Source organism: Undibacterium sp., assembly GCF_030683615.1.
GTDB classification, from domain to species: Bacteria; Pseudomonadota; Gammaproteobacteria; order Burkholderiales; family Burkholderiaceae_D; genus Undibacterium; species Undibacterium umbellatum.
This window is the reverse complement of sequence record NZ_JAUXQE010000007.1, coordinates 196,504-221,650: the sequence shown is the minus strand read 5'-3', so window position 1 is coordinate 221,650 and position 25,147 is coordinate 196,504. Positions and strand designations below refer to the sequence as shown.

The 25,147-nt window shown below is 50.0% G+C and carries 19 protein-coding genes; 12 read left to right on the top strand and 7 right to left on the bottom strand.

The window, feature by feature from the left end; genetic code table 11:
* The 3 genes from Q8K39_RS05090 to Q8K39_RS05080 all read right to left on the bottom strand — a co-directional run.
* On the bottom strand, window positions 1-5,952 hold a 5,952-nt coding region (locus Q8K39_RS05090; RefSeq protein ID WP_305258555.1), incomplete at its 3' end, for a DUF4347 domain-containing protein.
* A 470-nt stretch (window positions 5,953-6,422) separates the two neighbouring features.
* A complete protein-coding gene (locus tag Q8K39_RS05085) occupies window positions 6,423-6,983 on the bottom strand; it encodes a porin family protein (RefSeq protein WP_186955551.1) in 561 nt (186 codons plus the stop codon).
* Between the two features lie 187 nt (window positions 6,984-7,170).
* Window positions 7,171-8,295 (bottom strand): ABC transporter substrate-binding protein, encoded by a 1,125-nt coding sequence (locus Q8K39_RS05080; protein ID WP_305258554.1) that lies wholly within the window; start codon window positions 8,293-8,295, stop codon window positions 7,171-7,173.
* A 135-nt stretch (window positions 8,296-8,430) separates the two neighbouring features.
* Here Q8K39_RS05080 and mobB point away from each other — a divergent pair, with 135 nt between their 5' ends.
* From mobB to Q8K39_RS05065, 3 genes are all read left to right on the top strand, one after another.
* Complete coding sequence (gene mobB / locus Q8K39_RS05075) at window positions 8,431-8,961, top strand: molybdopterin-guanine dinucleotide biosynthesis protein B (protein WP_186955549.1); 531 nt, start codon at window positions 8,431-8,433, stop codon at window positions 8,959-8,961.
* 63 nt (window positions 8,962-9,024) lie between these two features.
* Window positions 9,025-9,225 carry a YjfB family protein gene (locus tag Q8K39_RS05070; RefSeq protein WP_186955548.1) on the top strand — a complete coding sequence of 67 codons (201 nt, stop codon included), beginning with the start codon at window positions 9,025-9,027 and terminating at the stop codon, window positions 9,223-9,225.
* A gap of 206 nt (window positions 9,226-9,431) precedes the next feature.
* Window positions 9,432-9,872, top strand: coding sequence for a hemerythrin domain-containing protein (locus tag Q8K39_RS05065; protein ID WP_186955547.1), 441 nt, complete (start codon window positions 9,432-9,434; stop codon window positions 9,870-9,872).
* On the opposite strand, the gene Q8K39_RS05060 is transcribed toward Q8K39_RS05065, so the two are convergent.
* Both Q8K39_RS05060 and Q8K39_RS05055 read right to left on the bottom strand, forming a co-directional pair.
* Entirely contained in the window at window positions 9,860-10,078 is a 219-nt protein-coding gene (locus tag Q8K39_RS05060) for an RNA-binding S4 domain-containing protein (RefSeq protein ID WP_305258553.1), read from the bottom strand. The two genes, Q8K39_RS05065 and Q8K39_RS05060, sit on opposite strands and share 13 nt — an antisense overlap.
* 37 nt (window positions 10,079-10,115) lie before the next feature.
* Window positions 10,116-10,406, bottom strand: coding sequence for a hypothetical protein (locus tag Q8K39_RS05055; protein ID WP_305258552.1), 291 nt, complete (start codon window positions 10,404-10,406; stop codon window positions 10,116-10,118).
* A gap of 234 nt (window positions 10,407-10,640) precedes the next feature.
* Between Q8K39_RS05055 and Q8K39_RS05050 the strand changes: the two genes are divergently transcribed.
* The 8 genes from Q8K39_RS05050 (at window position 10,641) to Q8K39_RS05015 (ending at window position 20,193) form a co-directional block, all read left to right on the top strand.
* The gene (locus tag Q8K39_RS05050; protein ID WP_305258551.1) at window positions 10,641-10,895 is read left to right on the top strand and encodes a DUF2282 domain-containing protein; all 255 of its coding nucleotides are present in this window, start codon (window positions 10,641-10,643) and stop codon (window positions 10,893-10,895) included.
* 110 nt (window positions 10,896-11,005) lie between these two features.
* On the top strand, window positions 11,006-11,842 hold the full coding sequence (locus Q8K39_RS05045) for a DUF692 domain-containing protein (protein ID WP_305258550.1): 837 nt from the start codon (window positions 11,006-11,008) through the stop codon (window positions 11,840-11,842).
* A complete protein-coding gene (locus Q8K39_RS05040; protein WP_305258564.1) occupies window positions 11,842-12,639 on the top strand; it encodes a DNA-binding domain-containing protein in 798 nt (265 codons plus the stop codon). Before Q8K39_RS05045 ends, Q8K39_RS05040 begins: the two co-directional genes overlap by 1 nt.
* Before the next feature lie 52 nt (window positions 12,640-12,691).
* Window positions 12,692-13,165 (top strand): DoxX family protein, encoded by a 474-nt coding sequence (locus Q8K39_RS05035; RefSeq protein ID WP_305258549.1) that lies wholly within the window; start codon window positions 12,692-12,694, stop codon window positions 13,163-13,165.
* A gap of 195 nt (window positions 13,166-13,360) precedes the next feature.
* Complete coding sequence (locus Q8K39_RS05030; protein ID WP_305258548.1) at window positions 13,361-14,542, top strand: efflux RND transporter periplasmic adaptor subunit; 1,182 nt, start codon at window positions 13,361-13,363, stop codon at window positions 14,540-14,542.
* Between the two features lie 9 nt (window positions 14,543-14,551).
* Entirely contained in the window at window positions 14,552-17,674 is a 3,123-nt protein-coding gene (locus tag Q8K39_RS05025) for an efflux RND transporter permease subunit (protein ID WP_305258547.1), read from the top strand.
* A 306-nt stretch (window positions 17,675-17,980) separates the two neighbouring features.
* Entirely contained in the window at window positions 17,981-19,507 is a 1,527-nt protein-coding gene (locus Q8K39_RS05020) for a lipase family protein (RefSeq protein WP_305258546.1), read from the top strand.
* 14 nt (window positions 19,508-19,521) lie between these two features.
* Entirely contained in the window at window positions 19,522-20,193 is a 672-nt protein-coding gene (locus Q8K39_RS05015) for an OmpW family protein (protein WP_305258545.1), read from the top strand.
* Window positions 20,194-20,276: 83 nt separating this feature from the next.
* Here Q8K39_RS05015 and Q8K39_RS05010 read toward each other — a convergent pair whose 3' ends face one another.
* Window positions 20,277-21,749, bottom strand: a complete 1,473-nt coding sequence (locus Q8K39_RS05010; RefSeq protein ID WP_305258544.1) for a transglycosylase SLT domain-containing protein — start codon at window positions 21,747-21,749, stop codon at window positions 20,277-20,279.
* 491 nt (window positions 21,750-22,240) lie between these two features.
* On the opposite strand from Q8K39_RS05010, the gene Q8K39_RS05005 reads away from it, so the two are divergent.
* Complete coding sequence (locus Q8K39_RS05005; RefSeq protein WP_305258543.1) at window positions 22,241-23,845, top strand: amidohydrolase; 1,605 nt, start codon at window positions 22,241-22,243, stop codon at window positions 23,843-23,845.
* A 30-nt stretch (window positions 23,846-23,875) separates the two neighbouring features.
* Here Q8K39_RS05005 and Q8K39_RS05000 read toward each other — a convergent pair whose 3' ends face one another.
* Entirely contained in the window at window positions 23,876-25,096 is a 1,221-nt protein-coding gene (locus tag Q8K39_RS05000; protein WP_305258542.1) for an MFS transporter, read from the bottom strand.
* Window positions 25,097-25,147: the final 51 nt, after the last annotated feature.

Below are 25,147 nucleotides of genomic sequence, written 5' to 3'. Positions count from 1 at the left end.
ACCACCAACAAGGCTGATCTTGCCATCGACCTTGCCGTCAGCATCAAAGAGTCCGCCATCAGTGATCTTGAAATCCACTTTCAGTTTGCCGTTCACTGTCGCAATATTAGTGGCGATATTCGTCCAGGTGCCAGCCTTGTCTTGCACCCAGTAACCATTCACTGGCCCCATCGCATCGGTGTACAGCGACATCGTGGTTTCCTGACCAGCTGCCAGGCCAGTCAGCTGGGTGGTGATCATGCCATATTGCATGCTCGGTTCTGCTGGCAGTGTCGCTGGCGCTACCGTGGTGTTCACATTGGTTTGTGACAGGAAGTTATTATTCGCCAGCGTCACATAATGGTTATTCGCTGTCGTATTGTTATGCCAAAACAGCGAACTGACATTCTTCTGCGATTGATCCGGTATGCCGTCACCATTACCATCACCATTGCCGGATCCCAGCAGATTCGGTACTTCTGCTTCTACCCACTGCAGGGTGCCATCGCCATCCGCATCCGAGCCGTTCGTGCCAGGATTGTCAGTGTTAGGGTTGATGCTATAGGCTTGCGAGAACGTCGCACCACTATTACCCGCAAGATCGGCCACCCTGACCTTGAGGGTGCTGCTGCCAGACAGTAATTGATTCGGTAAAGTCCATGCGGTGCTACCCACGGTCGCCTGCGCATTGATCCAGCTAGTACCATTGTCGAGCGAGACCTGGACGGTTCCTCCGACTGCCAGGCCAGCAGTGAGGCTGCCCGAGATGGTCTGGTCGCTGATGGTGGTGATGAAGTCAGTACCACTGACGCCATCATCATTAGACAGGCGTACAGCACCTATGCCCGTCGTTGGCGCCGTATGATCCACCTGATAAAACTGCCCGGTAAAGCCCCCATTCAGAGCCAGGCTGGACGTATCCACAATACCTGCGCCACTGCTCTTGAGATTCAGGCTCAGGGTACCATCGCCAGTCAATCCCGTGATCCTGACGCTATAGGTAGAAGGATCAATCTGCGTCACATTGCTGATCGCTCCTGCCACTGTCCCTGTAGTGGCCAGTGCAAAGGCTGCCGCATTCACGCCCGTCACCGCTTCACTGAACGTCACCTTGTAGTCTATTGTGCCCAGGCTGGTGTTCTCAGACTGGATGCGGGTAATACCGGTTGCAACCGGTGCCACATTGTCACCAACGGCGATGATGAAGTTCTTTTCATAGGCAGAGCCTATGGCATCCGTCGCTCTCACAAAGACGCTGTAATTACCCGGCGTCATACCCACAGGGTTCTTCGCCACCAGGGTATTGCCAGAGATGGTGAATTTACTGTTGTCCTTGTCATTCGTCCCGTTACCACTCACCAGGGTGAAGCTGGCGGTATCACCCGGATTAGGATCAATCGCTGTCAAAGTACCAACACTGGTATTGTCAGCAGAACCTTGCTGGACAGCAGCATTTGACAGCGTGATATTGGTCGGTGCCGCATTGATGCCGGTCGCAATCACGGTGGTGGTGTTATTGAGTACCGCAGAAGCAATACCATCATTGGCGCTGATCGTGAAGGTGGTGGTTTCTGTTCCTCCCACAGGGACACGGCCCGCCGCAGGCTGGAACACCAGGCCACGGATGGCGGCTTCGACTACCGCCGGGCTACCGGCAGCATGGGTATAGGTCAGGCCACCGTCGGCGGTTGAGAAACCTGTGGCTGCTAGGGAAGCGGCTGTGAAGGCCCCTTTAGCGGCGACATCCAGGCTGATGATGATGGTTTCGGAAGCACCCACGTCAGGATCGGTGATGGTGACACCGGTGAACGGAGAAACCGTGGTGGTTTCGGTCACAGTCTGGCCAGCGACAACACCGCCGATGACGGGGAGGGAATTAGTATAAATGGCAATGGCTTTGTTGCTGCCGAGCGAGTTGGCAGCACCGGGCGCAGCCAGCGTCAATGTGGCATTATTGCCCAGCGAATCCTTGATAGTACCGCCATTCAACCGCAAAGCAGTACTGTTCTGGTAATCGAGATCGGCGCTCACATCACCTACCTGTACGGTGTAATTAAAGGTGATCGTGTTAGTGCCCGAACCGCTGACATAATTAGTTACCCGATCTATGGTGCCAGTTTCCAGTGTCAGTTGAGGTGCCCCGGTGACATTGACGGTTTCATTGAAGGTGATGGTGACCGGTATGACTGTGCCTGCGGCATAGGTGGTATTTGCTGCGTTGGAGCTGACATTCGTTACCAGAGGGCCACTGTTGTCCAGTGTATAGAACTGGTCGCCAGTATGCCCGCCAACGATCGCATTGCCAGCAATGTCGGTGACACCAGTGCCGCTGTTCTTGAAATCCAGCCTTAAGGTGCCGTCACCACTGATAGTGTTAACCCGTACGGTCCAGACGTTGCCAATTGGGCCTGATAGTGACGCAATGCTTCCGCTGGCTGTGCCTGTCGTCACCAGCGAAAAATCGGAAATGTCCAATCCACCATTTGCCAGGTTCTCCGAGAAATTGACCTGGAAATCAACAAAGCTGCTGTTGCTGGGGCTGGCTGACGCACGGTTGATGCTGGTGATGGTAGGCGCAACGCCGTCAACCAAGACAGAAGTCGTACTGCTGACACCATTCAGATTGAGAACTGCATTATTTCCTACAGTGTCTTTGATGCTGCCATTATTCAAAGCAATACTGCTACCCAGACTGATGCCATTGGTATCAAGGTTACCGCTGGCAACCGTATAACGGAATACAAGTTCGGAAGTGCCACTTCCACTCACATAAGTAGCCGCTACAGTACCACCGGTATCGAGCGTTACTGGAATGGTTGGTGTTCCTGTAACGTTGACGACTTCATTAAAATTAACCGCAAAATCCAGGCCTTGTCCAGGCGCATAGGTGGCGTTGGCGGGAACTGCGACAGTACTGATAGTTGGGGCTACGCCGTCCACCATGACAGCATTCGTGCTGCTGACACTATTCAGAATGAGAGCAGCATTATTTCCTACAGTGTCTTTGATGCTGCCACTGTTCAAAGTAATACTGCTAACCAGACTGATGCCATTGGTATCGAGGTTGCCGCTGACAACCGTATAGCTGAATACGAGTGCGGAAGTGCCACTTCCGCTCACGTAAGAAGCTGCTACGGTGCCACCGGTATCGAGCGTCACTGGAATAGTTGGTGTTCCCGTAACGTTGACGACTTCATTAAAACTAACCGTAAAATTCAGGCCTTGTCCTGGCGCATAAATGGCGTTGGCGGGAACTGTGACAGTACTGACTGCAGGGGCAATGCCATCAACATTGACTGCGGCTGTGCTGGCTATTCCATTCAAGTTAAGAGCAGCATTATTGCCTGCACCATCTTTGATGGTACCGCCATTGAGGGCGACGCTGCCGCTGACAGAAATACCGTTGCTGTCCTGATTGCCATCAACGATGGTATAGCCAAATAGAAGTGAGCTGCTGCCGCTGCCACTGATATAAGTAGCGGCAACTGTTCCACCCGTATCCAGTGTGACGGGTAAGCTGGGTGTGCCAGTCACCGTCACGGCTTCACTAAAGTTGACGGTGAAGTTCAAATTTTGTGCGGTTGCATAGGTTGCATTTGCCGGTACGCTGACCGCGTTGACAGCAGGTATGCCCGTGTCAAAAGTCAGCGCAGGGCTGTTGCCACCACCACCGCTATTACCTGCCGCATCGGTATAGGTGCCTGACGCAACGGTGATGCTGGCTGTGCTGGCATTGGTTGCCGGGTCTGGTGTGAATATCGCAGTGCGCGTTGTGCCGGTACCATTGAGACTGCCTAAACTACCGCCTGCAACCGAAATGTCAACCGCAGTAAAACCAGTTGGAACTTCGCTGAAGGCGAAGCTAATTGTCGCCGTTTCGCCAGCTTTGAGAGTGCTGACGTTGCTGCTGATGATAAGTGTTGGCACCTTGGTGTCTACAACGAAATTGCTGCTGCTGGTGATGCCTACGCCGGGCGTATGAGTCGAATTATAGGTACCAGGCAAATTGACTGAAATGACGTTGCTGGCGCTTTCAAAATTGGTATTCGGTGTAAAAGTTGCTGTGAAAGTGATGTTGTCGGCGGTTTGCAAGCCTGAAAGTATGCCGTTGGCAATATAGATATCGGCGGTTCCAAAGTCAGAGACGGCTTCGGAGAATGTAAATGTCACATCTTGCGTATCGCCAGCCTTCAGGGTGGGTTTGGACAAAACTATATTCACAGTCGCGGGGGTACTATAGGCAGTAATCGTGCCCAAACTGGCATCAATACTGCTGCCATTGGTGCCTGCAATATTGCCAGTTCCCGAAGCGGTGCCGCCAAAGCCACCAGCACCTTTGTTTCCAGTACTTAAACTGGCGACTGATGCTGTATCCATCAATAGGGTGCCGGTTGACCAGATGCCACCTATGCCGTTTCCGCCAGGACCACCGTTGCCGTGATTTGTATAGTTGGAAGCTGCGCCGCCACCGCCACCACCTCCGGCAGCAAGGTTATTGGTGATGACGCTACTTGTTATCCTTAATGTCCCGCTGTTAAAGATACCGCCAACCGCATTGCCGCCGGTACCTCCAACATAAATGCCGCCACTTCCGCCACCGCCGCCACCAATAGAGATCGCGCCGTTGCTTGCCGACGCTCCCGCACCTCCCAATGTATAGGATGAACCGAGAAACTGCACGTGCGCGCCGCCGCCCGCACCGCCCGTGGTACTGCCGCCGTAACCGCCACGTTGCCCGCCAGATGTGCCAGAGCCGTTACCCCCATGACCAGCACTTGGTGCTGTGGGTGCTTCGCCAATCCGGTCCATTCCGCCAATGCCACCCAAGCCAGCACCATAGCCACCACCGCCGCCGCCGCCGCCTCCTTTGGGGTAACCACCACCTGTACCACCACCGCCTGACGCTTTGTTGGCAGTGATCGTACTGTTGCTGATGGTTAAAGTACCAGCATTGCGTATCCCGCCGCCTGCGCCATCAAGACCGGCTCTGCCAGGCCCCTCCAGGTTGCCCGTATTATCTCCACCGTTTCCAACTGCCAGGCCATTGGTGATGGTCAGGTTTTGCAGTGTTGCCGTCGCTCCTGTGGAGACATCAATAACGCGTGTTAAATTCCCTGCATCAATGGTGACTACCCCGCCTGCATTGTTCTTGCTGCCAATGACAGTGAGAGAACGCCCAGAATCAGCGGCGATGTTGATCGTGTTACTGCTTGACGTAAATAGAATATCACTGGTCAGTGTCAAAATGTCATCGGCACCGTTGGAATTCGCGGTTGCCATGGCAGCCTGCAGGCTGGCCAGGTCAGATGCCGACAGGGTTGCTGCCAGATGATTCCAGTTTGCCAGCTTTTGTGTATCCAGAACTGATGAAGTGTTTGCTATGCTATTGGTAGAAATTTCCAGTACCCAGTCACCAGCACGCCCTGCAGTCCCGGTGTCATTTGTGGATGCCGCCACATCAGCTCCAGTTATCGCTGCCAGGTCTTTGATAAAGCTTTGCCCATTAGTGCCAGCACCTACATTGCAGCCATACAGCAAAAGGTCTCCACCTGGCTTCACGGATGCGCCTATGGATTGCAGTTGACTTTGATAAGCTGCCACGTTGCCCGCGTGCAAAACGGCGCTACCCAGTAGCATGACGCCGTCGTCACCATGCGAGATGATGGTGATGGAGTCCACATTTTTGTGATTTTTGAGTGCATCGGCAATCTGCTGTACGCCATCCTGGTCTTTGTCCAGCACCACGATCGTCGAACCGGGCTTGACGGCATCAACGATTTGCTGGAAGTCAGGCAAGCGGCTATCGATGAAAATCATGGACTTTTGCACAACTGCTGACTGTAAATGTTGATCAATGTTTAGCGCAGAAGCCTTTGCATTTGAAGTAGCCAGGGGCATTGACAATTGGGTAGGCAATTGCGGGTCAACGCCTGTTTTTTCCTCTTGCGAATTGGTGTGGGGGAACAGGGTCATGGTGAGCAATTTCTTGGATAGGAAACAAATGCAGACATGGCAGCAATGAGATAGCGGGGCACCATTTCATGAACTGTATGATGTTGCTGAAAGCAAAGCGACAGAACTGACAATCAGGCAAGCAAATTGCGAATTGTAACTAGTTGCCGTAAGGGCTTCGTAAGAGAAGGGAGCTTGTGACTAAGAATCAGGCTAGTCAGGATACTAAGTAGAGGATGGGGAATATTAAAAAACGAACTTTACTCAGGCGATAAGGTCGTTAGATATTGATATCTGCTTGAAGAGTTGGCAGGTGCTGAGTATGTACTTGCAAAGCCCGGACTGGAAATAAAAGGGCCTATGCAAAACCCGTGCAACCCTGGAGCAGCAATTGGTATAACCATTGCCAGCTCTTTGCGTTGGAATATTTTGCATAAGCCCTGCTTATTGAGCTTTAACTTGAGCCAAAATTGGTCAAGTCAAGCGCAAAATCAGAATGCAGCTTGAACGCCTACATTCAGATTTGTGATGTTGCCGCTTGAACCAACGAAATCAACTTTACGTGTAGTGATTTCAGCGCGAGCTGCAAAATTAGGAGTGAATGCATAAGTCACGCCTACGCCAGCCATAACTTGCGCAGAATTCTCGCTTGTGGAGCCACGCAGGTTGCCGAAGGAAGCAGTTGCTTCGCCTTTGGAGTAGGCCAGGCCCAGTTTAGTGAACACACCCCAGTTGGTATTCAATTGCGCACGGTATACGCCAGCCAGATCGATGCCAGTCGCTTTCAGTTCTGCAGACAGACCACCGGCGCTTGCTTTGACTGTGCCCAGAGAGTAGTAACTTGCTTCTACACCCCAGTTGGAATTCAGATTGTAACCACCCAGGATATTGAAGGATGTGTCATTAGTTTTGCAGCTGCTTGTGCCAGCACAGTCCATATTCCAGCGAGCTTGACCAACTGTAGCACCAACATAAACTTGTGCACTTGCTGTAGCGCCAGCGAACAGACCAGAGATTGCCAGGGCAGCGGCGATAATTTTTTTATTTAACATTTTGTACCTGATTGATTTTAGATAGAGCAACAGTGATTTCTTCATATGTCAAACAAACAAATGTGAAATTCTGATGTTGCAGTGCAAAATTTTATTCCAAAATCATCAAAATGTCAAAAAACCTTATTTGATTTCCAATCATACATACAGTTTTCGATATGTATGCATGGAAAACAATTTGTTGCATTTAAAATAGTAAGCCGCCACCTTTTCTGAAAAGCGCCATATCAACATAATTGGACATGCGATGTGTAGTGTCTGAAGGGGCAAGGGTGACGCCGCCCAGATCGATGACGCTCTTCTGTGCAGCAAGGGCTTGCAAGGCATCGCGTCCTGGTTTGCCGGTCTGTATGGCTTTGACCAGTGTCTTTGCTACCATGAAACCTTCAAAGGTCAGCGCAGACAAGTCTTCATCCCTGAATTTTTTCATCATATTGCTATGATCTATCTGTACCAAGGATTTTTTGCTCAGGGGATTTGGTACCACCTGTGAAAAAACCGTCCACTCCAATGCCTTGGGTCCTGCAACTTCAGCCAGGGTTTCCAGGTTAATCAATGACATGCCAGCCACAAAGGTGCGCGGTGCCTGTTTTCTGAATTCTTTCAGAAATATGCCTGTGCCCAGGGTATCTGCAATGGCAATGACGATGCCAGGATTGGATTTGGCCAGGATGGCTGATTCTCTTTCCATATCAGTTGCAGAAGTGCCGATGCGCACCAGGCCGTTCATGAGCATATTGCGCTTGCGCAACTCTGCGACGACGTATTGATACATGTCCTGATTCAAGGCATTTTCCTGATAAGCAATACCTACGCTTTTGATGCCAAGTTTATCGAAGTACGAGAAAATATACTGCATTTCTTGTTCCGGGCTTGGACGCCAGAACAAGACACGGGAATTGTAGGTCTTGACTGAGGCAATCAGGGGGGCAAATAAAGTCAGCCCGCTCTGCGCAAACTTGGTGTTGCCCAGTACTGCGTCAGTCACGGCAGATCCAATGCCACCCAGCAGGTAGTCTGCCTTGTCTTTTTCCAGTAAGTCGCTGATTGCCAGAGCTGATTGTGCAGGATTGCCCTGATCATCACGTACCAGATACTTAATCCGTTTGCCACCCACGCCACCATTCACATTGATGCTATCAAAGTAAGTGGTGATACCTGCCACATAGTCACGGCCAATGCTACCATTCGGTCCGGACAAGTCGATAGCCTGTCCAACGACGATGGTGTTCCCTTGGGCTTGTACATTCAAAGCAAATAGACTGCATAGCAGGGCAAAGCAGAAAGTCCAGAGTCTGACTAGGGAAAACATACTGATTACCTTTGAAATATTGCAATGTAACAATTGTTACATTTAATTATGACTATGGAATGACGCGGCTTTCAGCTGGCTAATATTTGTAAGTTATATGTTTATATTCGGTTCTGTAGATGGGAGGGTTTTGTAGTGGCGACTGGACAAATATTGGGTGTCATAGGATGGTCAGGTAGTGGCAAAACCAGTTTGCTTGAATATCTGGTTACCGAATTGACATTAACAGGCCACAAGATCAACGTGGTCAAGCATAGTCATCACGATGTCATCATCGAGCCACCACAAAAAGACAGTTCACGTTTGCGTCTTGCTGGCGCTCAGGAGGTATTGCTGGTGTCGCCTTATCGATATGTGATTGCGCATGAGCTGCGACAACAAGCTGAACCATCGCTGGATGAACTCTTGACACGTCTCTCGCCAGCAGATTTGACGCTAGTAGAAGGTTATAAGTGGGAAGCCATGCCAAAAATTGAAGTCTTTCGGCCATCTCTTGGTAAATCAGCTATTTATCCTGAAGATGGCCATGTCTTGCTGGTCGCTTCCGACGCTCCAGCCCCGACAAATTTGCGACCTGGTTTGCAATGGCTGGACTTGAATCAGCCGCAGCTGGTGCTGGAGTGGATAGTTGCTGCGATGCAAAACAAGATTTTCAAAAAAATCTGAAATATTCCTAAAGACTTCTCAAAAGCAGTCGTTAATCCATGTAGACGGATAAGGAGAAATGTCATGGACGTAACCGGTATTGCCAACGCGGCAACAACATTGGCTGATGTGGGTACCAGTCAGGCTGTAAGTATTGCGGTGCTGAAAAAAGCCATCGATATTTCGGCTGAAAGTGCAACGGCACTGATAGAGGCTATACCAGATAATAAGTCTATTGCCAATTTGCCACCTAATCTGGGTAGGAATATCAATACCACTGCGTGATTTTGTTGTTTGCCTTTCAGGTATTTGGTAAGTAGATATTCAAACAAAAATTTCAGGAAGCGCGCTGTTGGCGCGCTTTTTTGTTCTTGGGTTTCTCTGGGTTCCTTTTAATTTCTTTGCGATGGCAGGCTGATTTAACGCAAGCAAGTTGTTTGCCTATCAGCGATAATCTCGCCTATTCGCTCTCTTAATATCAGGATTTCAGTATGGAACAAAATTCTTGGGGCTGGTCAGAACGCCTTAGCCTCAGCTATGAACCGATGGACGATACTCACAAAGAGTTTGTGGAGCTCTGTGCGGCCTTGTCTGAAGATAATCCTGCTACCTTTCTGGCCAGGCTGGATGCACTGATCGTGCATTCTATCGCCCATTTCGAACAAGAAAATCAGTGGATGGCGGAAACCGCCTTCCCTCCAGCTGGTTGCCACAGGCAAGAACATGAGGCTGTGTTGGAAGTCATGCAGGAAGTCAGGCGCAGGGTGGAGTTGGGTGAAGCTGATTTGGCGACGCGCCTGGCTGAAGAGTTGCCATTATGGTTCGAGCACCATGTCGATACCATGGATAATATGCTGGCTCGCTTCATGGCAAGCAATCCGGAAAAGCTTGCCGATGCTACTGTCAATGCTGTGCAAACTCAGCCAGCCTGAACCCGGATTTCTATATCGCCCAGGCTGACGACCTGTCCAGCACGGATTTTTGCAGTCTTGCGCAATTCCTGTTCACCATCCACACTGACGTCACCGCTGGCAACAATCATTTTGCCAGCGCCGCCACTCTCGCACAGACCAACCAGTTTCAATAACTGGTTCAGTTCTACATATTCGCCTTCCAGGCTAAAACTCAGGCTTTGCATATAAATCCCTTTGATGCTGCAATAAAAGGCTCGCAGCTTACACTATTTCTCCAGGTGGTAGGCGAGTGACGGCTGCATTTGCTTTATCCAGCCACATTCTCAACTGGGCAATCAAGTCTTCCTGGCTAAAAGAGCAACTTTCCTCAGTAAACAGGCTGCCTGACTCAAGTCGACTCAAGAGATTTTCCATGACTTCGCGAAACTGTGGCGGCAAGGCTATCAACAATTTAGTCTGACCGCGCCAGATTTTACAAAAGAGGGTGATATTGATTTGTTCTGCTGATAAATCCTGGAGGCTTTGTTGCAATTCTTCGATGAACTTGAGCATATAGAAACTTTTAACTTGAAAAAATATCATAAGCTAGTAGGATAATCTGATCGCGGCTTGAATCCAATCGAAAATGCAGGACGTATAAGTTTATGTGGGTAGCGCGACTTAAAATATTTTTCAGAAACTTTGTAAGTTTGCCTTATCTGCATCGACTATAAGCTGTAGTTTCACATTTTCCCAGGTGGGATGTTTTGCTGAGTGGCACATTTAATCAATTAACAGGAGATAGACATGAGTAATAAAGCAATTGTTGCAGTCGCACTGGCAGGTTTGTTGGGTTCCAGCATGGCAATGGCCGCAGAGCCAGCCAAGACAGAGAAATGCTTTGGCATTGCCAAGGCTGGTCAAAATGACTGCGCAACTAAATCAGGTTCCCATTCTTGCGCTGGACAATCCAAAAAAGACAATGATCCAGCGGAATGGAAAAAAGTCCCGGCTGGTTCATGCGAAAAAATGGGTGGCAAACTGGATTCACCTAAATCCTGAGCATTTCCTTTTGAGGGAGCCATATTATGTTGTTTGATGTCGACTAATTTATTTTGACTGATACGGCTCGCACAAATTCTCAACCCACGTCTTCTCTGCAAGGGGTAGGCGTGGGCTTGCGCACTCCACACTACCGTGATTTTCTGCATGCATCTGCAATGGAACCAGCACCTGCCGACTGGCTGGAGGTACATTCAGAAAATTATTTTGGTGATGGCGGCTATGATTTGCATGTACTGCAAACCTTGCGCCGTGATTATCCTCTAAGCCTGCATGGTGTTGGCATGGGCCTGGGATCAGCTCAGGGCTTTTCTGAGCGCCATATTGCTCGCCTTCAGCGTTTGATCGAACGTACCGAACCCGCTTTGGTTTCTGAACACTTGTGCTGGGGCGCTATTGCGGGCAGGCATTTGAATGACCTCTTGCCTTTGCCCTTGATGCATAGCGCGCTTGATCTGGTGGTTCAGCGCGTGGATGAGCTGCAGAGCCGCTTGCGAAGACAGGTGTTAATAGAAAACGTCTCGACTTATCTGCGCTTTGTCCAGGACGATATGTCGGAAGCAGAATTTCTTGCGGCTCTGGTCAAGCGTACTGGCTGCGGTATCTTGATGGATATTAACAATCTGTATGTGAATCAACATAACCATCGTGAAGATGCACAGCAGGCATTGAGTATCATGGCAGGCTTGCCAGTCGGCGCGATAGGTGAAATACACCTTGCCGGTCACTTGCAGACAGATATCTGCCTGGTCGATGATCATGGTAGCCAGGTGGCTGACCCGGTGTGGGAATTATTCAGACAAGCAGTGCAGACCCTACCTGCAGGTATTCCAGTGTTGATAGAATGGGATACAGCCATCCCGGACTTGCCCGTATTATTGAATGAGGCGCATAAGGCCAGGGAAATCCTGGTAGCGTCGACTGCACAAAGTAGAGTGGCTGCGTGATGGTTTCTCATACGCTCGCAGAAATTCAAGAGCAATTTGCACATGCATTGTTGCAGCCTTCCTCGGCGGCACAAGCTGCTGCCTTATTTAATACGCACCCCTACCAGGACGACAGATTGGCTTTGTATCGGGGAAACCTGACCGCCATCTGGATTTCAGCACTAAAGAATGCTTATCCTGTCCTGCACCAACTAGTGGGTGAAGAATATTTCGAGCAAGTGGCGCGTGCCTTTGGTCGCGCCTATCCATCTGAATCTGGCGACCTGAACCAGTTTGGCGCAAAACTTCCTGAGTTTCTGAAGACGATACCAGATGCAGTGGATTATCCTTATTTTTCAAATGTCGCTGCTCTGGAATGGCAGACACATGCTGCCTACTATGCCGCTGATGCAGAGGTCGTCAGTCTGCATGAAGTGCTGCAGACGATTTCTGCCGGTGGGCAGGATGTACAGGCCATGCAATTGACGTTTCATCCGGCAGCCAGTTTGTATGACTCGGCATGCGATAGTGTTGGGATCTGGCAAGCACATCAGTTAAATTCTGAATCGGGATTTCCTGAGGACGTCGGGCATGTCAGTTTTGCGCTGATTGCCAGAAGCCAGTGGCTGGTCGAAGTGCAAAGAATAGATAAAGCTGGCTGGCTGGCATTAAGGGCTTTGCAGCAAGGCTGCAGCTTGGGTCATGCGCTGGAACTGGCCCTCGAGGCTGATGCAGACTTTGCGATTAATGCCAGCCTGCAATCCTGGTTTTCTGCGGGATTGTTTGCCCAGTTCAGATTTCCTGAAGATAAGTTGTAAGGAAAGCCCTTAGCAAGCTGACTAAGATGCAGGAGATCACTGGAGAATATCGATGTATAACACCCTGCAATACTTTCATGGCTTGAGCACCCGCTTTGATGACAAGCTGAGTGTCTGGGGCGGGTCTGCCCTTAGCCTGGCACTGCGGCTATTTGTTGGCGGGCAGTTTTTCAAAGCTGGTCTGGTGAAAATAGCCGATTGGCAATCCACACTGTCACTGTTTCGCGAAGAATATATGGTGCCTGTCATTCCGCCGGAGCTGGCGGCTTGGATGGGGGCAGGGGGCGAGTTGGTTCTGCCAGTCTTACTGGTGCTGGGAATATTTTCCCGCCCAGCTGCCTTGGCTTTGTTTGCCGTGAACCTGATGGCCGTCATTTCTTACCCGCAGTTGTTTGAACTGGAGTGTCCGGCAGCAGTGGATGCGCATTTTTATTGGGGGATATTGTTGCTGGTACTGGTCAGTTTTGGCCCCGGCAAATTGTCACTTGATGCATGGTTAAAAGCGCGCAAGCAGCAAGGAAGCTGAACAGCAATCAAGCTGAGTGAGCAGACTGTGTAGCAAATTGAGTATAAAAAATCAGGGCCTGGCAAATCCAGGCCCTTTTTTGTGGCCACTCTTTGTTGAACTAATTATCATTAGTCCTGTCAAATGCAAAACAAAGTCTGGCCTGCCTGGCGGCAGAGCGGATATAGCGCAGAATCTCACTGGTTTAAATTCATCATGCAAAACAAATTTTACTTCCGCAATGCTCAAGGTCAATTTCTATGGCGCACACCTGTTATGGTGCTTGTTGTATTGGTAATTTTTTTTGCACTGTGGTTTCTCTATTCCAACAAAACGACGGTGCAGGCCAGTACCAATGAAAAAAAACTGACCGAAAAAGACGTGGTCTATGAGTTGGCGACGGCAGATATCGCCAGTGCGGAGATCAAGGAATTGTCGGCACAATTACCTATCTCTGGTTCACTGGTTCCCGAAAGTCAGGTAACTGTACGTGCCAAAGTTAGTGCAGAAGTGGCAGAAGCTGCGTTGCAGGAAGGCGTCGCAGTTCAAAAAGGCCAGCTCATCGCCCGTTTTACTGCTAATGACTTACATGCGCGACTTACAACTCAGGAAGCAGCAGTGGATGAGGCCCAAGCCAAACTGGGTTTGGCACAAAAGAATCGTCTCTCCAATGAAGCATTGCTAAAGCAAAATTATATTTCACAAAACGCTTACGACACGACCCACAATGGCCTGGAACTGGCACAAGCCAGCTTGAAGTCAGCGCTGTCGCAAAAACAGGTCGCACAATTGGCCCTGGCGGATACGCTGGTACGCTCGCCGCTGGATGGTGTCATCAGCAAGCGTTATGTGCAGCCGGGTGAAAAAGTGTCTCCAGATACCGCGTTGTATAGCATCGTCAATCTGAGTCGCCTGACTCTGGAAGCGCAAGTGCCAGCCAGTGAAATTCCCAGAGTGAAGACCGGGCAACAAGTCCTGTTTTACGTTGATGGGTATGGCGGTCGCGAATTTGAGGGTAAGGTCGCGCGTATTAATCCAGCCACAGAGGCTGGCTCTCGTTCCTTGATGGTATATATCGCTGTTGACAATGCCGACGCTGCATTGAAAGGTGGCATGTTCGCCAAGGGTAAACTGGTGCTGGAGAAAACAGCTGCAAGCACGACTGTCCCACTGACGGCGATTAGGCGAGTGAATGGTGCGGACGTGGTCTATCAAATTGTCAACAATCTGGTTAAGATGCAGACCGTCAAACTGGGATTGCTTAGCGAAGATGAGGGACGGGTGCAGATCGTGCAAGGGCTGGAAGCAGGGGCCGTAGTGATTTCTGCACGTCTCGATAGTGTCAAAGCCGGTAGCAAGGTAAAGATGCCTTCGGCAAATGCAGCGACAAAAGGTTAAGCCATGTGGATGACCAAAGTTAGTATACAAAACCCGGTCTTCGCCACCATGGTGATGGTCGGCCTGATGGTGCTGGGTATTTTTTCCTACAAAGGCCTGGGCCTGGAAAATATGCCCAATGTAGAGTCGCCAGGTGTCTGGATGGAAGTCATGTATCCGGGGGCTTCGCCAGAGATTGTCGAGAACGATATCACCAAGCCGGTAGAAAATGTCGTCAATACCATTAGTGGTGTCAAGCGCATCATGGCCAGCTCGTATGAAGGCCGTGCTGGCATCTGGATAGAGTTTCATTTGTCAGTGAATGGGGACAAGGTCTTGCAGGAAGTGCGTGACAAGGTTGCCCAGATACGCACCAGCTTTCCTAAGGATGTGAAAGACCCCTTTATCGTCAAGGGCGGCAATGAAAATGGTCGTCCGATCGTACAAATGGCCATTAGTTCTGGCGAGCGCAGCTTGCGTGATTTGTCGAATATGACAGATCAGATTATCGTCAAGAAATTGCAGAGCGTGCCAGGCGTGGGGCGGGTGGATGTGCGTGGTGCCGTTGTGCGTCAGGTTCAGGTCAAGCTCTTGCCTGACCGTATGGCGGCAAATCACATTGGTGTCAATGAAGTCCTGGCAGCGATACAAAGTACCAATCAAAACATGCCCGCAGGTTTGATTACACGTGGCGCGCAAGATCAACTAGTCAGGCTGGAAGCAAAAATCGCGGACACGCCCGGTTTTAATAAAATCATAGTTGCCCGCCGTGCCGGTGCGCCAGTTTATCTGGAGCAGGTTGCTGAGGTGATGGATGGTGAAAGAGAAGAATACTCCATCTCGAGGGTGAATGGGCAAAGGTCGGTCGCCATCGCAGTCAGCAAGATACAGGATGCCAATGTCGTCCAGGTTGGTGACGGTATCATTGAAGCGATTGCTGATCTCAAAACACGCTTACCCAAAGATGTGCAAATGACAGTCAGTGAAAACAATGCTGATTTTGTCAAGCGCTCTCTTAATGGTGTGAAAGAAACCATACTTGAAGGTGCAGGACTGACTGTGCTGATTGTCTTCCTGTTCCTGCATTCCTGGCGCAGTACTATCATCACTGGTTTGACCCTGCCTATTTCGGTCATCGCTACCTTCATTGCACTCAAGGTTTTTGGTTTTACCCTGAATTTCCTGACCATGATGGCCTTGTCCCTTTGCATAGGCTTGCTGATTGATGATGCGATTGTGGTACGCGAAAACATTGTACGCCACCTCGGAATGGGAAAAGGACACAAGCAGGCAGCAGAAGACGGTACAAATGAAATTGGCCTGGCTGTTACGGCCACTACCTTTGCCATTGTTGCCGTATTTGTGCCCGTGGCTTTCATGCAGGGCATGATCGGTAAATTCTTTTTCCAGTTTGGCATTACGGTTACCGTGGCTGTGCTGGTGTCGCTGTTTGTTAGTTTTACTCTGGACCCCATGCTGTCATCAGTATGGCGCGACCCGGAAGAAAACCGCTTCAAGCGTTTGCCTTGGTTGGCGAAATTCATGGATGGTATAGAGCATGGCATAGAGAAGCTACATGTGATTTATGGAAAATTATTGCAAGTGGTTTTACGCAAACGTAAGACCACCTTGTTGCTGGCATTTTCCTTGTTCATCGGCAGCTTCTTTTTGCTGCCCTTGATCGGTACTGAATTTGTACCAGCGGCGGACGAAGGTCAGATCACCATCAGTCTGAAAACTCCGGTTGGCTCCAGTCTGCAATACACGGACGATAAAACCCGACAGGTTGAAGCTATTCTTAAAGAGATGAAAGATATCGAGACCATTAATACCTCGGTCGGCGTAGAGAATGAGAGAAATGCCGCAGAAATTAATATGAAGCTCAGCGAGAAGCGTGTTTCTCACCGTAAATCTCAAAAACAGATAGAGATGCAAATTCGCGAGCGTTTGAAAAGCATACCAGGCATAGAAATGGCCGTGGGTTTTGACAAGCCCATCTATGTGGCCATACTTGGGCCGGATGCTGACAAATTGCAGAATGTGATTGATGGCGTCATGAAAAAAATGGCGACTATCAAAGGTATTACCGATCTGGAGAGTAGTCTGACTGGGGCCAATCCGACGGTGCTGGTCAAGGTCAATAATGAATTGGCGAATGATCTGGGTTTGTCGGTACAGCAAATCGGTGCAGCCTTGCGCCCCTTTGTTGCCGGCGATACTTTGGGCCAATGGCTGGCGCCAGACGGGCAAAATTATGAAATCAATGTGCAGTTGCCTAAATCAGGCAGGCAAAAAATTTCTGACCTGGCCGAGCTCTCACTGGCCAGTAGCAGGCTGGATGCGAATGGTAAGCCAATGATGGTGCCTTTGCGTCAAGTGGTGCAATTCTTGCCTAGCACCAGTCCGCGCGTCATCAAGCGCCAGGACTTGCAGCGCAGGGCAGCGATTTATGCAAACGTAGAGGGACGGCCTGCTGGCGACGTCGGTACTGAAGTGCAAAATCTGGTGAAAACGATAGAACTACCACCTGGCTACCGTTTTGATATTGGTGGCCAGACCCGGGAAATGCAAGAATCGTTTAGTGCTGCCGTGGCTGCGCTTGGCATAGCAGTCATCTTCATTTACCTGATACTGGCTTCGCAATTTGGCAGCTTCCTGCAACCATTGGCCATCATGACGGCGCTACCTTTTTCCCTGATTGGTGTATTGCTGGCGTTGTTGATTACGGGCAGCACCCTGAATATTTTCTCCATCATCGGTTTCATCATGCTGATGGGCTTGGTGACAAAAAATGCGATTTTGCTGGTTGATTTTATCAATCAGGCGCAAAAACAGGGTATGAGCCAGTTTGATGCCGTGCTGGCCGCTGGTCAGGTGCGCTTGCGTCCCATCATGATGACAACATTGGCGATGATATTCGGCATGATGCCCATGGCCATGGGTATCAGCGATGGTGCAGAGACTCAAGCGCCCATGGGCAGAGCAGTCATCGGTGGCATCATTACATCAACGCTGCTGACTTTGCTGGTGGTGCCTATCGCTTATACTTATCTGGATAATTTGGGTAAAAAGGCAAAAGCTTATTTTGCTCAAGATGAGCCTGAGAAAGTCTTGACTCCGGCTGCCTTGGAAACAAAAGCGGCGAGCCATTAAAATTTATGCGTTGAGTCTTGCACATTTGCATGTAGAGGTTATACTTGCCGCCCGGAAAAAGGCGGCAAATTATTTAATCTTTTTCCAGAACTTTCAGAAATGTTGTATTTGTCCCTCATGAAAAAATTCTGGGGCAAATTCAGACAAATTTTTTAAGAGTGTTTACTCTAGTTGCGTAGTTTTAGCTATTCAGCAAATTGCGTAAATGACATACTACTTGCTGAGTTTTAGAACGCTCGTTCCATTTTTAAAGATGGCTATGAGGGTTCTAATGACTTGCATAAAAATACTTAACAGGAGACAACAATGCGTCAAATTCATGTAGCGCTGGGCTTGCTGTCCGCTGCCGTTTTATCGGCTTGCGGTGGTGGCGGTAGTGCTGGTCCAGTCATCGACAATACACCTACCCGCGGCACGCTGGTCGCCAACCCACCAGTATTGGTGCCTATCCCCCAGGCTAGTGGCCCGGCATTGACCAAGCTTGACCCTGTCGTTTTCAAAGCTTCTCTGGACGCAGCCAAACCAGGCCTGACCCAGATAACTGGTGCGCCAAAATGTGAAATCAGCACCTATTACATGAAGTACATCACTGTAGGCGGCGCGAATGAAATGACAGACGCGACCGGTGCCATCATGGTGCCTTCTGGCAGCGATCCAGCATGTACCGGCCCACGTCCTGTCATTCTGTATGCGCATGGGACGACAGTAGAAAAATCCTTCAATATGGCAAACCTGCGGGATAACTCAGAGTCTACTTTGTTGGCTGCCATGTACGCAGCGCAAGGTTTCATCGTCGTTGCTCCTAATTATGCCGGTTATGACACTTCTGCACTGACATATCATCCTTACCTGAATGCAGAGCAACAAGCCAATGATATGGTTGATTCCCTGCGTGCTGCACGTAAGGCTTTCGCTACGATCGGCGCACAGGATTCTGGCAAGCTGGTGGTCAGTGGTTATTCTCAGGGCGGTCATGTGGCCATGGCTACCCAACGCGCCATGCAAACAACCTACGCATCAGAGTTCAAGGTAGCTGCATTGGCTGGCATGTCCGGTCCTTATGCAATGTCCTTGTTGGGTGATGCAACTTTTGCAGGTAGTCCCAACGCAGGCGGTACAGTGTTCCTGCCTTTGTTGACATCCAGCTGGCAAAAATCCTATGGTGGTCTGTACACTAGTCCGAATGAAGTCTTTGAAGACAAATATGCTGCTGGTATAGAGTCTCTGTTGCCAGGCGCTTTGACTTTCAACGAATTGTTCACTACCGGCAAGTTGCCAGCATATGCGATGTTTGCCAAGGACTCATTGCCAGGCCCATCTTCTCCAGCATTTGGCGCTTTCTTTGGTGACGGCAATCTGATCAAATCCAGCTATCGCAATGCTTATTTAGCCGATGCGCAGAAAAACCCTTGTAACGTCAATCCAGCTGATCCTTTGAGCTGCACGCCTGCCAATCCTTTCCGCAAGGCTGGCGTGAAAAATGATTTGCGCAATTATGTTCCTAATGTGCCGGTCTTCCTGTGCGGCGGTAATGCTGACCCTACGGTCTTCTTTGCAAGCACCCAGGCAACAGCAGGCTTCTTCCAGGCCAAGGGTTTGCCTGCAGCAGCGTTGACGGTGCTGGATGTGGATTCTTCGCCTACGAGTGCTGCTGATCCATTTGCCGCAGCAAAAGTAGGGTTTGGTCAAAGCAAAACAGCAACGATTAATGCAGCCTTAGCCGCCAAGCAGGACCCTGCAACAGCGGTTGCTGCTGTTTATCACGGCACCCTGGTTCCACCGTTCTGTCACGCTGCATCCCGCGCCTTCTTCCAGCAAGTTTTGGCTAAATAAGAGAGGACGCCATCATGAAAAAAATTCATTTCGCCGTCAGTGCCTTGTTCGGCCTGGCTTGTCTCTCCGCGCATGCCTATGAAAATACAGTGCGTGCCGGTTTCATCAATGTACAGGTGCATTCTGAATCACCTGACTTTACCAGCAATGGCCCCGCATTCCTGACACCACAACCAGCCGGTTTGGTGGTTCAGAATGCAAACACGCTGGCTTTGGGCTACTCCCGCCGTATCAATGATCATTTTGAATTAGATTTCGTTGCGGGTATCCCTCCAGAACACGAAGTAGTAGGTCGCGGCGCTTTGGCGCCTTACGGGGTGATTTCCAAAGTAAAACAACGTGCACCTACTTTATTCGTCAACTACAGTTTTGGTAAGCCGACTGATAGCTGGCGTCCTTTTGTAGGCCTTGGTTTGAATTACACACAGTTCTTCGATGCGAAGTCGACTGCGATAGGTAATATTGCAACCGGTGGACCAACCAAGATTGATTTGAAGGATTCGATAGGTCTGGCTGGTCAGATGGGCGTAAAATATCAGTTCAATGAACGCTGGTCGGTCACGGGCACTATCGCAGCTGCCAAAGTCAAAACTGACATGACGGCGACGACTGGCAGTATCGAACGTAAAACGACGATCGATTTCCGTCCTGTTGTTTATTGCGTGGCACTGGGCTACAGTTTCTAAGAAGCTGCTTCAGAAGTAAAAAGGGGTTCCAATGTAAATTGGAACCCCTTTTCTTATTGGTGCTGCACAAAACTAGAAGACTGCTATTTGAAGCGTGTTGCCTTCAGGTTTGCTACGATGGTTTTACCATTGCGTGTCGGTGTGGCTGTGTGACGAACAATTTTGGGTGAGCTTCCACGATGGGTGCTTGCCAGGATGCTGGTCTGATTTACTTGCGTGACGACAGGGGTTTGTATGCGCAAGGTCTGGCCATTGGCAACACTGTCACGTTTAAGTTGATTCCAGGATTTTAACTCGGCGACGCTGACGCGGAAGCGCTTGGCAATACCAGCCAGGTTATCGTGTTTGCTGACCTTGTAGCTGACCTGGCGGGTCGAATTTTTTTCTATGACGAGCTGCGCTTTTTCTGCGATTTCCAACGAGATGTCATGGTCTGGAGTTTTCGAGGATTTTGGCACCAACAAGGTCGAGCCTGCCTTGACCATCATTTTTGCCGGAATGAAATTCACCTCGCGCACAACCTCAGGTTTGAGTCCCAGTTTGGTCGCTAGTGCTTCAACGCGCTCGGTCTTTTGAACAGTATGGGCAGACCAGCTCGAAAGCGGGCCTTGCCACTTATTCAGATTTTCTTTGAACAGGGCAGCATTGTCGGTGGGTAGCAGGATCTTGGTGTTACTGCCGCCGGCAATGACAGGACGGCTGAATTGCGGATTCAGTGCTGTAAACTCATCCATAGGCAACTCAGCCAGTTGCGCCGCAACACGCACATCAATATCGCGGGTCTTCTCAACACTCACGAAGTAAGGCTGATTATCCAGTTTGGGCAGGGCCAGATTGAATTGCTCTGGATTGCCTATGATGTTTTTGACGGCCTGCAATTTTGGCAGGTAGTTTTTGGTTTCATTCGGCATATGCACGGACAGACTCTGGAAGTCTATCGGCAAGCCCAGTGCCTGTTGTTTCTTGATGGCGCGCTGGACTGAACCTTCGCCCCAGTTGTACGCTGCCAGCGCCAGTTGCCAGTCGCCGAACATGCCATACAGTTTTTCAAGATAATTCAGGGCGGCATCGGTAGAGTCCAGCACGCTACGCCTGTCATCCTTGAACATGGTTTGCTTGAGGTTGAAGTCTCGACCTGTCGCTGCCATGAATTGCCACATGCCGGTTGCCTTGGCGGTGGAAATGGCTTGTGGATTAAATGCAGATTCTATGAATGGCAATAAAGCCAACTCCGTTGGCATGCCGCGTTTTTCCAGTTCTTCCACCACATGATAGAGATAGCGGGAGCCACGTTGCACTGTGCGTAAAATATATTCAGTGCGGGTGCCATACCAGGCCAGTTGATTTGCCACTAACTGGTTTTCCAGATCGGGTATGGCATAACCTGCACGTACCCTGTCCCACAGATCTGTGGTTTTATCGGTGTAATCAAAATTGGCTACGTCAGCGGGTAATTCCAGATTGACGGCTTGACTGGCGGCAACTTGTGCTGAGCTGGTGGTTTCTGGTGCAGAGACCAGGGCGAAAACAGGAGCGGGGGCATCGGCAAGACACATTCGAGGAGCCAGGCTAGCTAGTAAAGCGGCGGTCAATATGCTTGGTGCGTTAAGTCGGAATCGTTTCATAGGCAATTAATTGTCTAATCGACCATGGTCGACGTGGATTGCAGAATCGTGTGAGTGTACGCAAGTGCTGTTTGCAGCGTCAAGGTAAATGTCAGTTATATGACAAGTTTTACATCTGTTACATGGATACGTCCCAGGATTTCACTTTTTCTTTGTGGGAAATGATGTTAAGTTCATTTAAATTGATATAAAAATTGGTCAAGATCGCTCAATTTCTGTTAAGTATGCATTCTCTTTGTGGTAATAATATGCTGCTTTATCATATGACAACAATGAAGTCAGGTCTGTGTTGTGCTTTGCTATATCTAAATTGCCCATACATATTGAAATACAATGTATCTTCTTTCTTTATTTTTCGGGCCTGATTTATGTGCACCAAATTGAAATACTTGGCATTGGTAATAATGAGTTTGAGCACAAGTATGGCAACGGCCGATACGATTATCGATAATGTCCTTGGCTACACTCTGATTGGGACACAATTGCAGCAATTTCAAGCGCTGGCTTTTGATGATGCTGGCAAGATCATTGCAACAGGAAAATCAGCAGAATTGGTCACCAAGCTCCCCAAGGCCAGGCGTGTCGATGGTGGCGGTAAAACCTTATTGCCAGGCATGATAGATGCCCATGGTCATGTGCTTAGTTTGGGTGCGAGTCAGATGCAGCTGGGTTTGCGTACTACCGCCAATCTGGCAGAAGCACAAAAGACAATTGCTGACTACGCGCGCCGCTTCCCCTTGAATCAATGGATCGTCGGTGGCGAATGGAATCAGGCAAACTGGAAGCTGGGTCGCTTTCCAACTGCACAGGAAATTGATGCAGTGGTAAAAGATCGACCAGTCTGGTTATCAAGGGTAGATGGTCATGCTGGTTGGGCGAATAGCAAGGCTTTGCAGTTGGCAGGCATAACTGAAAATACACCAGATCCTAGCGGCGGAAAAATAGAAAAAGATGCTCACGGTAAGCCCACCGGTATACTCATTGATGCGGCCATGAGTCTGGTTAGCAAGGTAGTGCCGCCAGCATCGAATGCTGAGCAAAGAACTGCCCTGGATCTGGCCTTGTTGGAATTGGCCAAGGTCGGTGTCACCAGTGTGCACGATGCTGGCGTTTCAGAATCTGCCGATAAATTGTTCCGTGAATATGCAGACAAGGGCAAGTTGACGACACGCATCTATGGCATGTTACGTGGCACCGATGGCTATTTCGACAAGGTCTCACAGCAAGGCCCTTTACTGACGTATGGACAAGATTTTTATTCTCTGCGTGCAGTCAAACTGTTTGCTGATGGTGCGCTAGGCAGTCGTGGCGCGGCCTTGATGGCACCGTATTCAGATGCGCCACATACCCATGGCCTGCTGTTCAAAACTACAGATGAGATGCACACCATGATAGAAAAAGTTGCCAGCAAGGGCTATCAGGTGAATGTGCATGCGATAGGCGATGCCGGTAACCACCAGATACTGGATGGCTTTGCCCGCTTGCCAGCGACATCTGCCAACTTGCGTCATCGCATAGAGCATGCGCAAGTCGTGGCGCTGGATGATATTCCGCGTTTCAAACAACTGGGGATCTTACCCTCCATGCAGCCGACTCATTCGACTTCAGATATGAATATGGCTGAAGACAGGGTAGGGGCAGAGCGTATCAAGGGGGCTTACGCCTGGCGCAGTTTCTTGCAGCAGGGTTCACGCATCGCCTGTGGCTCAGACTTCCCGATAGAATCTCCCAATCCATTCTGGGGTGTCCATGCAGCGGTCACCCGTCAGGATATGGCAGGCAAACCTGCGCAGGGCTGGTATGTCAATCAAGCAATGACTGTGCAGGAAGCCTTGCGTTGCTTTACCCTTGATGCTGCCTATGCTGCACATCAAGAAAATACTCTGGGTACACTGGAGGCGGGCAAGTGGGCAGACTTTATCCTCATTGACCAGGATATGCTGAATATGCCCGCCAAGGATATTTACAAGATCAAGGTCTTGCAAACCTGGGTAGCAGGCAAGCAGGTTTATTCAGCCACTAGATAAACCCGGCTTTTATGATGATTGCAGTGCGGTTTATGCCGCCTGCAGTTGCAATTGCTTTTCCTGTATAGGCAAATGTACCAATGCCGCAGCCACTGCGAGAGTGATATCGATATACCAGAGCACATTAAAATTGCGATTTGCCTCAAGCACCTTGCCACCCAGCCAGACACCCAGGAAACCACCTAATTGATGTGTCAGCATGACGATGCCAAACAGGCTGGCCATATTTGCAGGTCCAAAGAACTTCGCTACCAGACCAGCTGTCGGTGGCACGGTGGACAGGAAGGTCAGGCCCATCACGGCAGCAAACACCAGTACGACAGCGCCAGTTTTAGGCGCCAGCAAAAACAGGATGACGGCCAGTGCGCGTGTCGCGTACAACAAGGACAGCAGCGATTTCATGCGCCATTTGCCGACTGCCCAACCCATGGAGATGCTGCCTATAATATTGAACAAACCCAGCATGGCCAGCGCCCAGCCGCCAAATTCTGCGGGCAAGCCGCACAGGCTGATTACGCCGGGTAAATGGGTGGCCAGAAAAGCCACATGGAAGCCGCATACAAAAAAGCCTGCAGCCAGCATCAGGTAACTGGGATTTTTCAGGGCGATGGAGATCGCTTTGGAAGTGCTGACTGGTCCTTGCCCTGCACTGACAGCTTGCACAGGTTTGCCACGTAACAGATAGGCAGCGGGCAGGGCCAGCAACACCAGTACGCCCATTATCTGCATGGCATTATTCCAGCCATACAAACCCATGAGCGTTATAGCGATTGGTGCCATCAGGAACTGACCAAAAGAGCCGCCGGCATTCACGATACCAGTAGCAATGCCACGCTTTTCTGCTGGGATCATGCGAGTAGCAGTTGCCATCAACACCGCAGGCCCCGCCATGCCAGCACCGCCTGCCGCCAGCATGCCTATGGCAAAGATCAGGCCTGCCGTGGTCGTCATCAGTGGTGTGATGAAAGTACCCAGCGCCACCAGGACAATACCAGCGCACAAGACGCGGCCAGCCCCCATTTTGTCGGCAAAGGCGCCAGCGAATGGCTGTGTCAAACCCCACCACAATTGCCCAAAGGCGAAAGCCAGGCTGATATTGCCTACGCCCAGGCCTGTTGAGGTATTCATGGGGCTTAAGAACAGGCCCATGCTTTGCCTTGTACCCATGGTCAGGGCAAAAGTGCCAGCTGTACCCAGCAGCACCAGCCAGATAGCTGGGTATTTGTTCAATAGATTGTTCTGGGTATCCATATTGTTTTCCGTGATTGAAAGGGTGGACATGATTTTAAATGATGATCATCA

Excerpts from the sequence above, each read along its gene's own strand:
- Q8K39_RS05085 (WP_186955551.1), bottom strand. The coding sequence starts at position 6,983 with ATGTTAAATAAAAAAATTATCGCCGCTGCCCTGGCAATCTCTGGTCTG.
- Q8K39_RS05080 (WP_305258554.1), bottom strand. The coding sequence starts at position 8,295 with ATGTTTTCCCTAGTCAGACTCTGGACTTTCTGCTTTGCCCTGCTATGC.
- Q8K39_RS05070 (WP_186955548.1), top strand. The coding sequence starts at position 9,025 with ATGGACGTAACCGGTATTGCCAACGCGGCAACAACATTGGCTGATGTG.
- Q8K39_RS05065 (WP_186955547.1), top strand. The coding sequence starts at position 9,432 with ATGGAACAAAATTCTTGGGGCTGGTCAGAACGCCTTAGCCTCAGCTAT.
- Q8K39_RS05060 (WP_305258553.1), bottom strand. The coding sequence starts at position 10,078 with ATGCAAAGCCTGAGTTTTAGCCTGGAAGGCGAATATGTAGAACTGAAC.
- Q8K39_RS05055 (WP_305258552.1), bottom strand. The coding sequence starts at position 10,406 with ATGCTCAAGTTCATCGAAGAATTGCAACAAAGCCTCCAGGATTTATCA.
- Q8K39_RS05050 (WP_305258551.1), top strand. The coding sequence starts at position 10,641 with ATGAGTAATAAAGCAATTGTTGCAGTCGCACTGGCAGGTTTGTTGGGT.
- Q8K39_RS05040 (WP_305258564.1), top strand. The coding sequence starts at position 11,842 with ATGGTTTCTCATACGCTCGCAGAAATTCAAGAGCAATTTGCACATGCA.
- Q8K39_RS05035 (WP_305258549.1), top strand. The coding sequence starts at position 12,692 with ATGTATAACACCCTGCAATACTTTCATGGCTTGAGCACCCGCTTTGAT.
- Q8K39_RS05030 (WP_305258548.1), top strand. The coding sequence starts at position 13,361 with ATGCAAAACAAATTTTACTTCCGCAATGCTCAAGGTCAATTTCTATGG.
- Q8K39_RS05025 (WP_305258547.1), top strand. The coding sequence starts at position 14,552 with ATGACCAAAGTTAGTATACAAAACCCGGTCTTCGCCACCATGGTGATG.
- Q8K39_RS05020 (WP_305258546.1), top strand. The coding sequence starts at position 17,981 with ATGCGTCAAATTCATGTAGCGCTGGGCTTGCTGTCCGCTGCCGTTTTA.
- Q8K39_RS05015 (WP_305258545.1), top strand. The coding sequence starts at position 19,522 with ATGAAAAAAATTCATTTCGCCGTCAGTGCCTTGTTCGGCCTGGCTTGT.
- Q8K39_RS05010 (WP_305258544.1), bottom strand. The coding sequence starts at position 21,749 with ATGTGTCTTGCCGATGCCCCCGCTCCTGTTTTCGCCCTGGTCTCTGCA.
- Q8K39_RS05005 (WP_305258543.1), top strand. The coding sequence starts at position 22,241 with ATGGCAACGGCCGATACGATTATCGATAATGTCCTTGGCTACACTCTG.
- Q8K39_RS05000 (WP_305258542.1), bottom strand. The coding sequence starts at position 25,096 with ATGGATACCCAGAACAATCTATTGAACAAATACCCAGCTATCTGGCTG.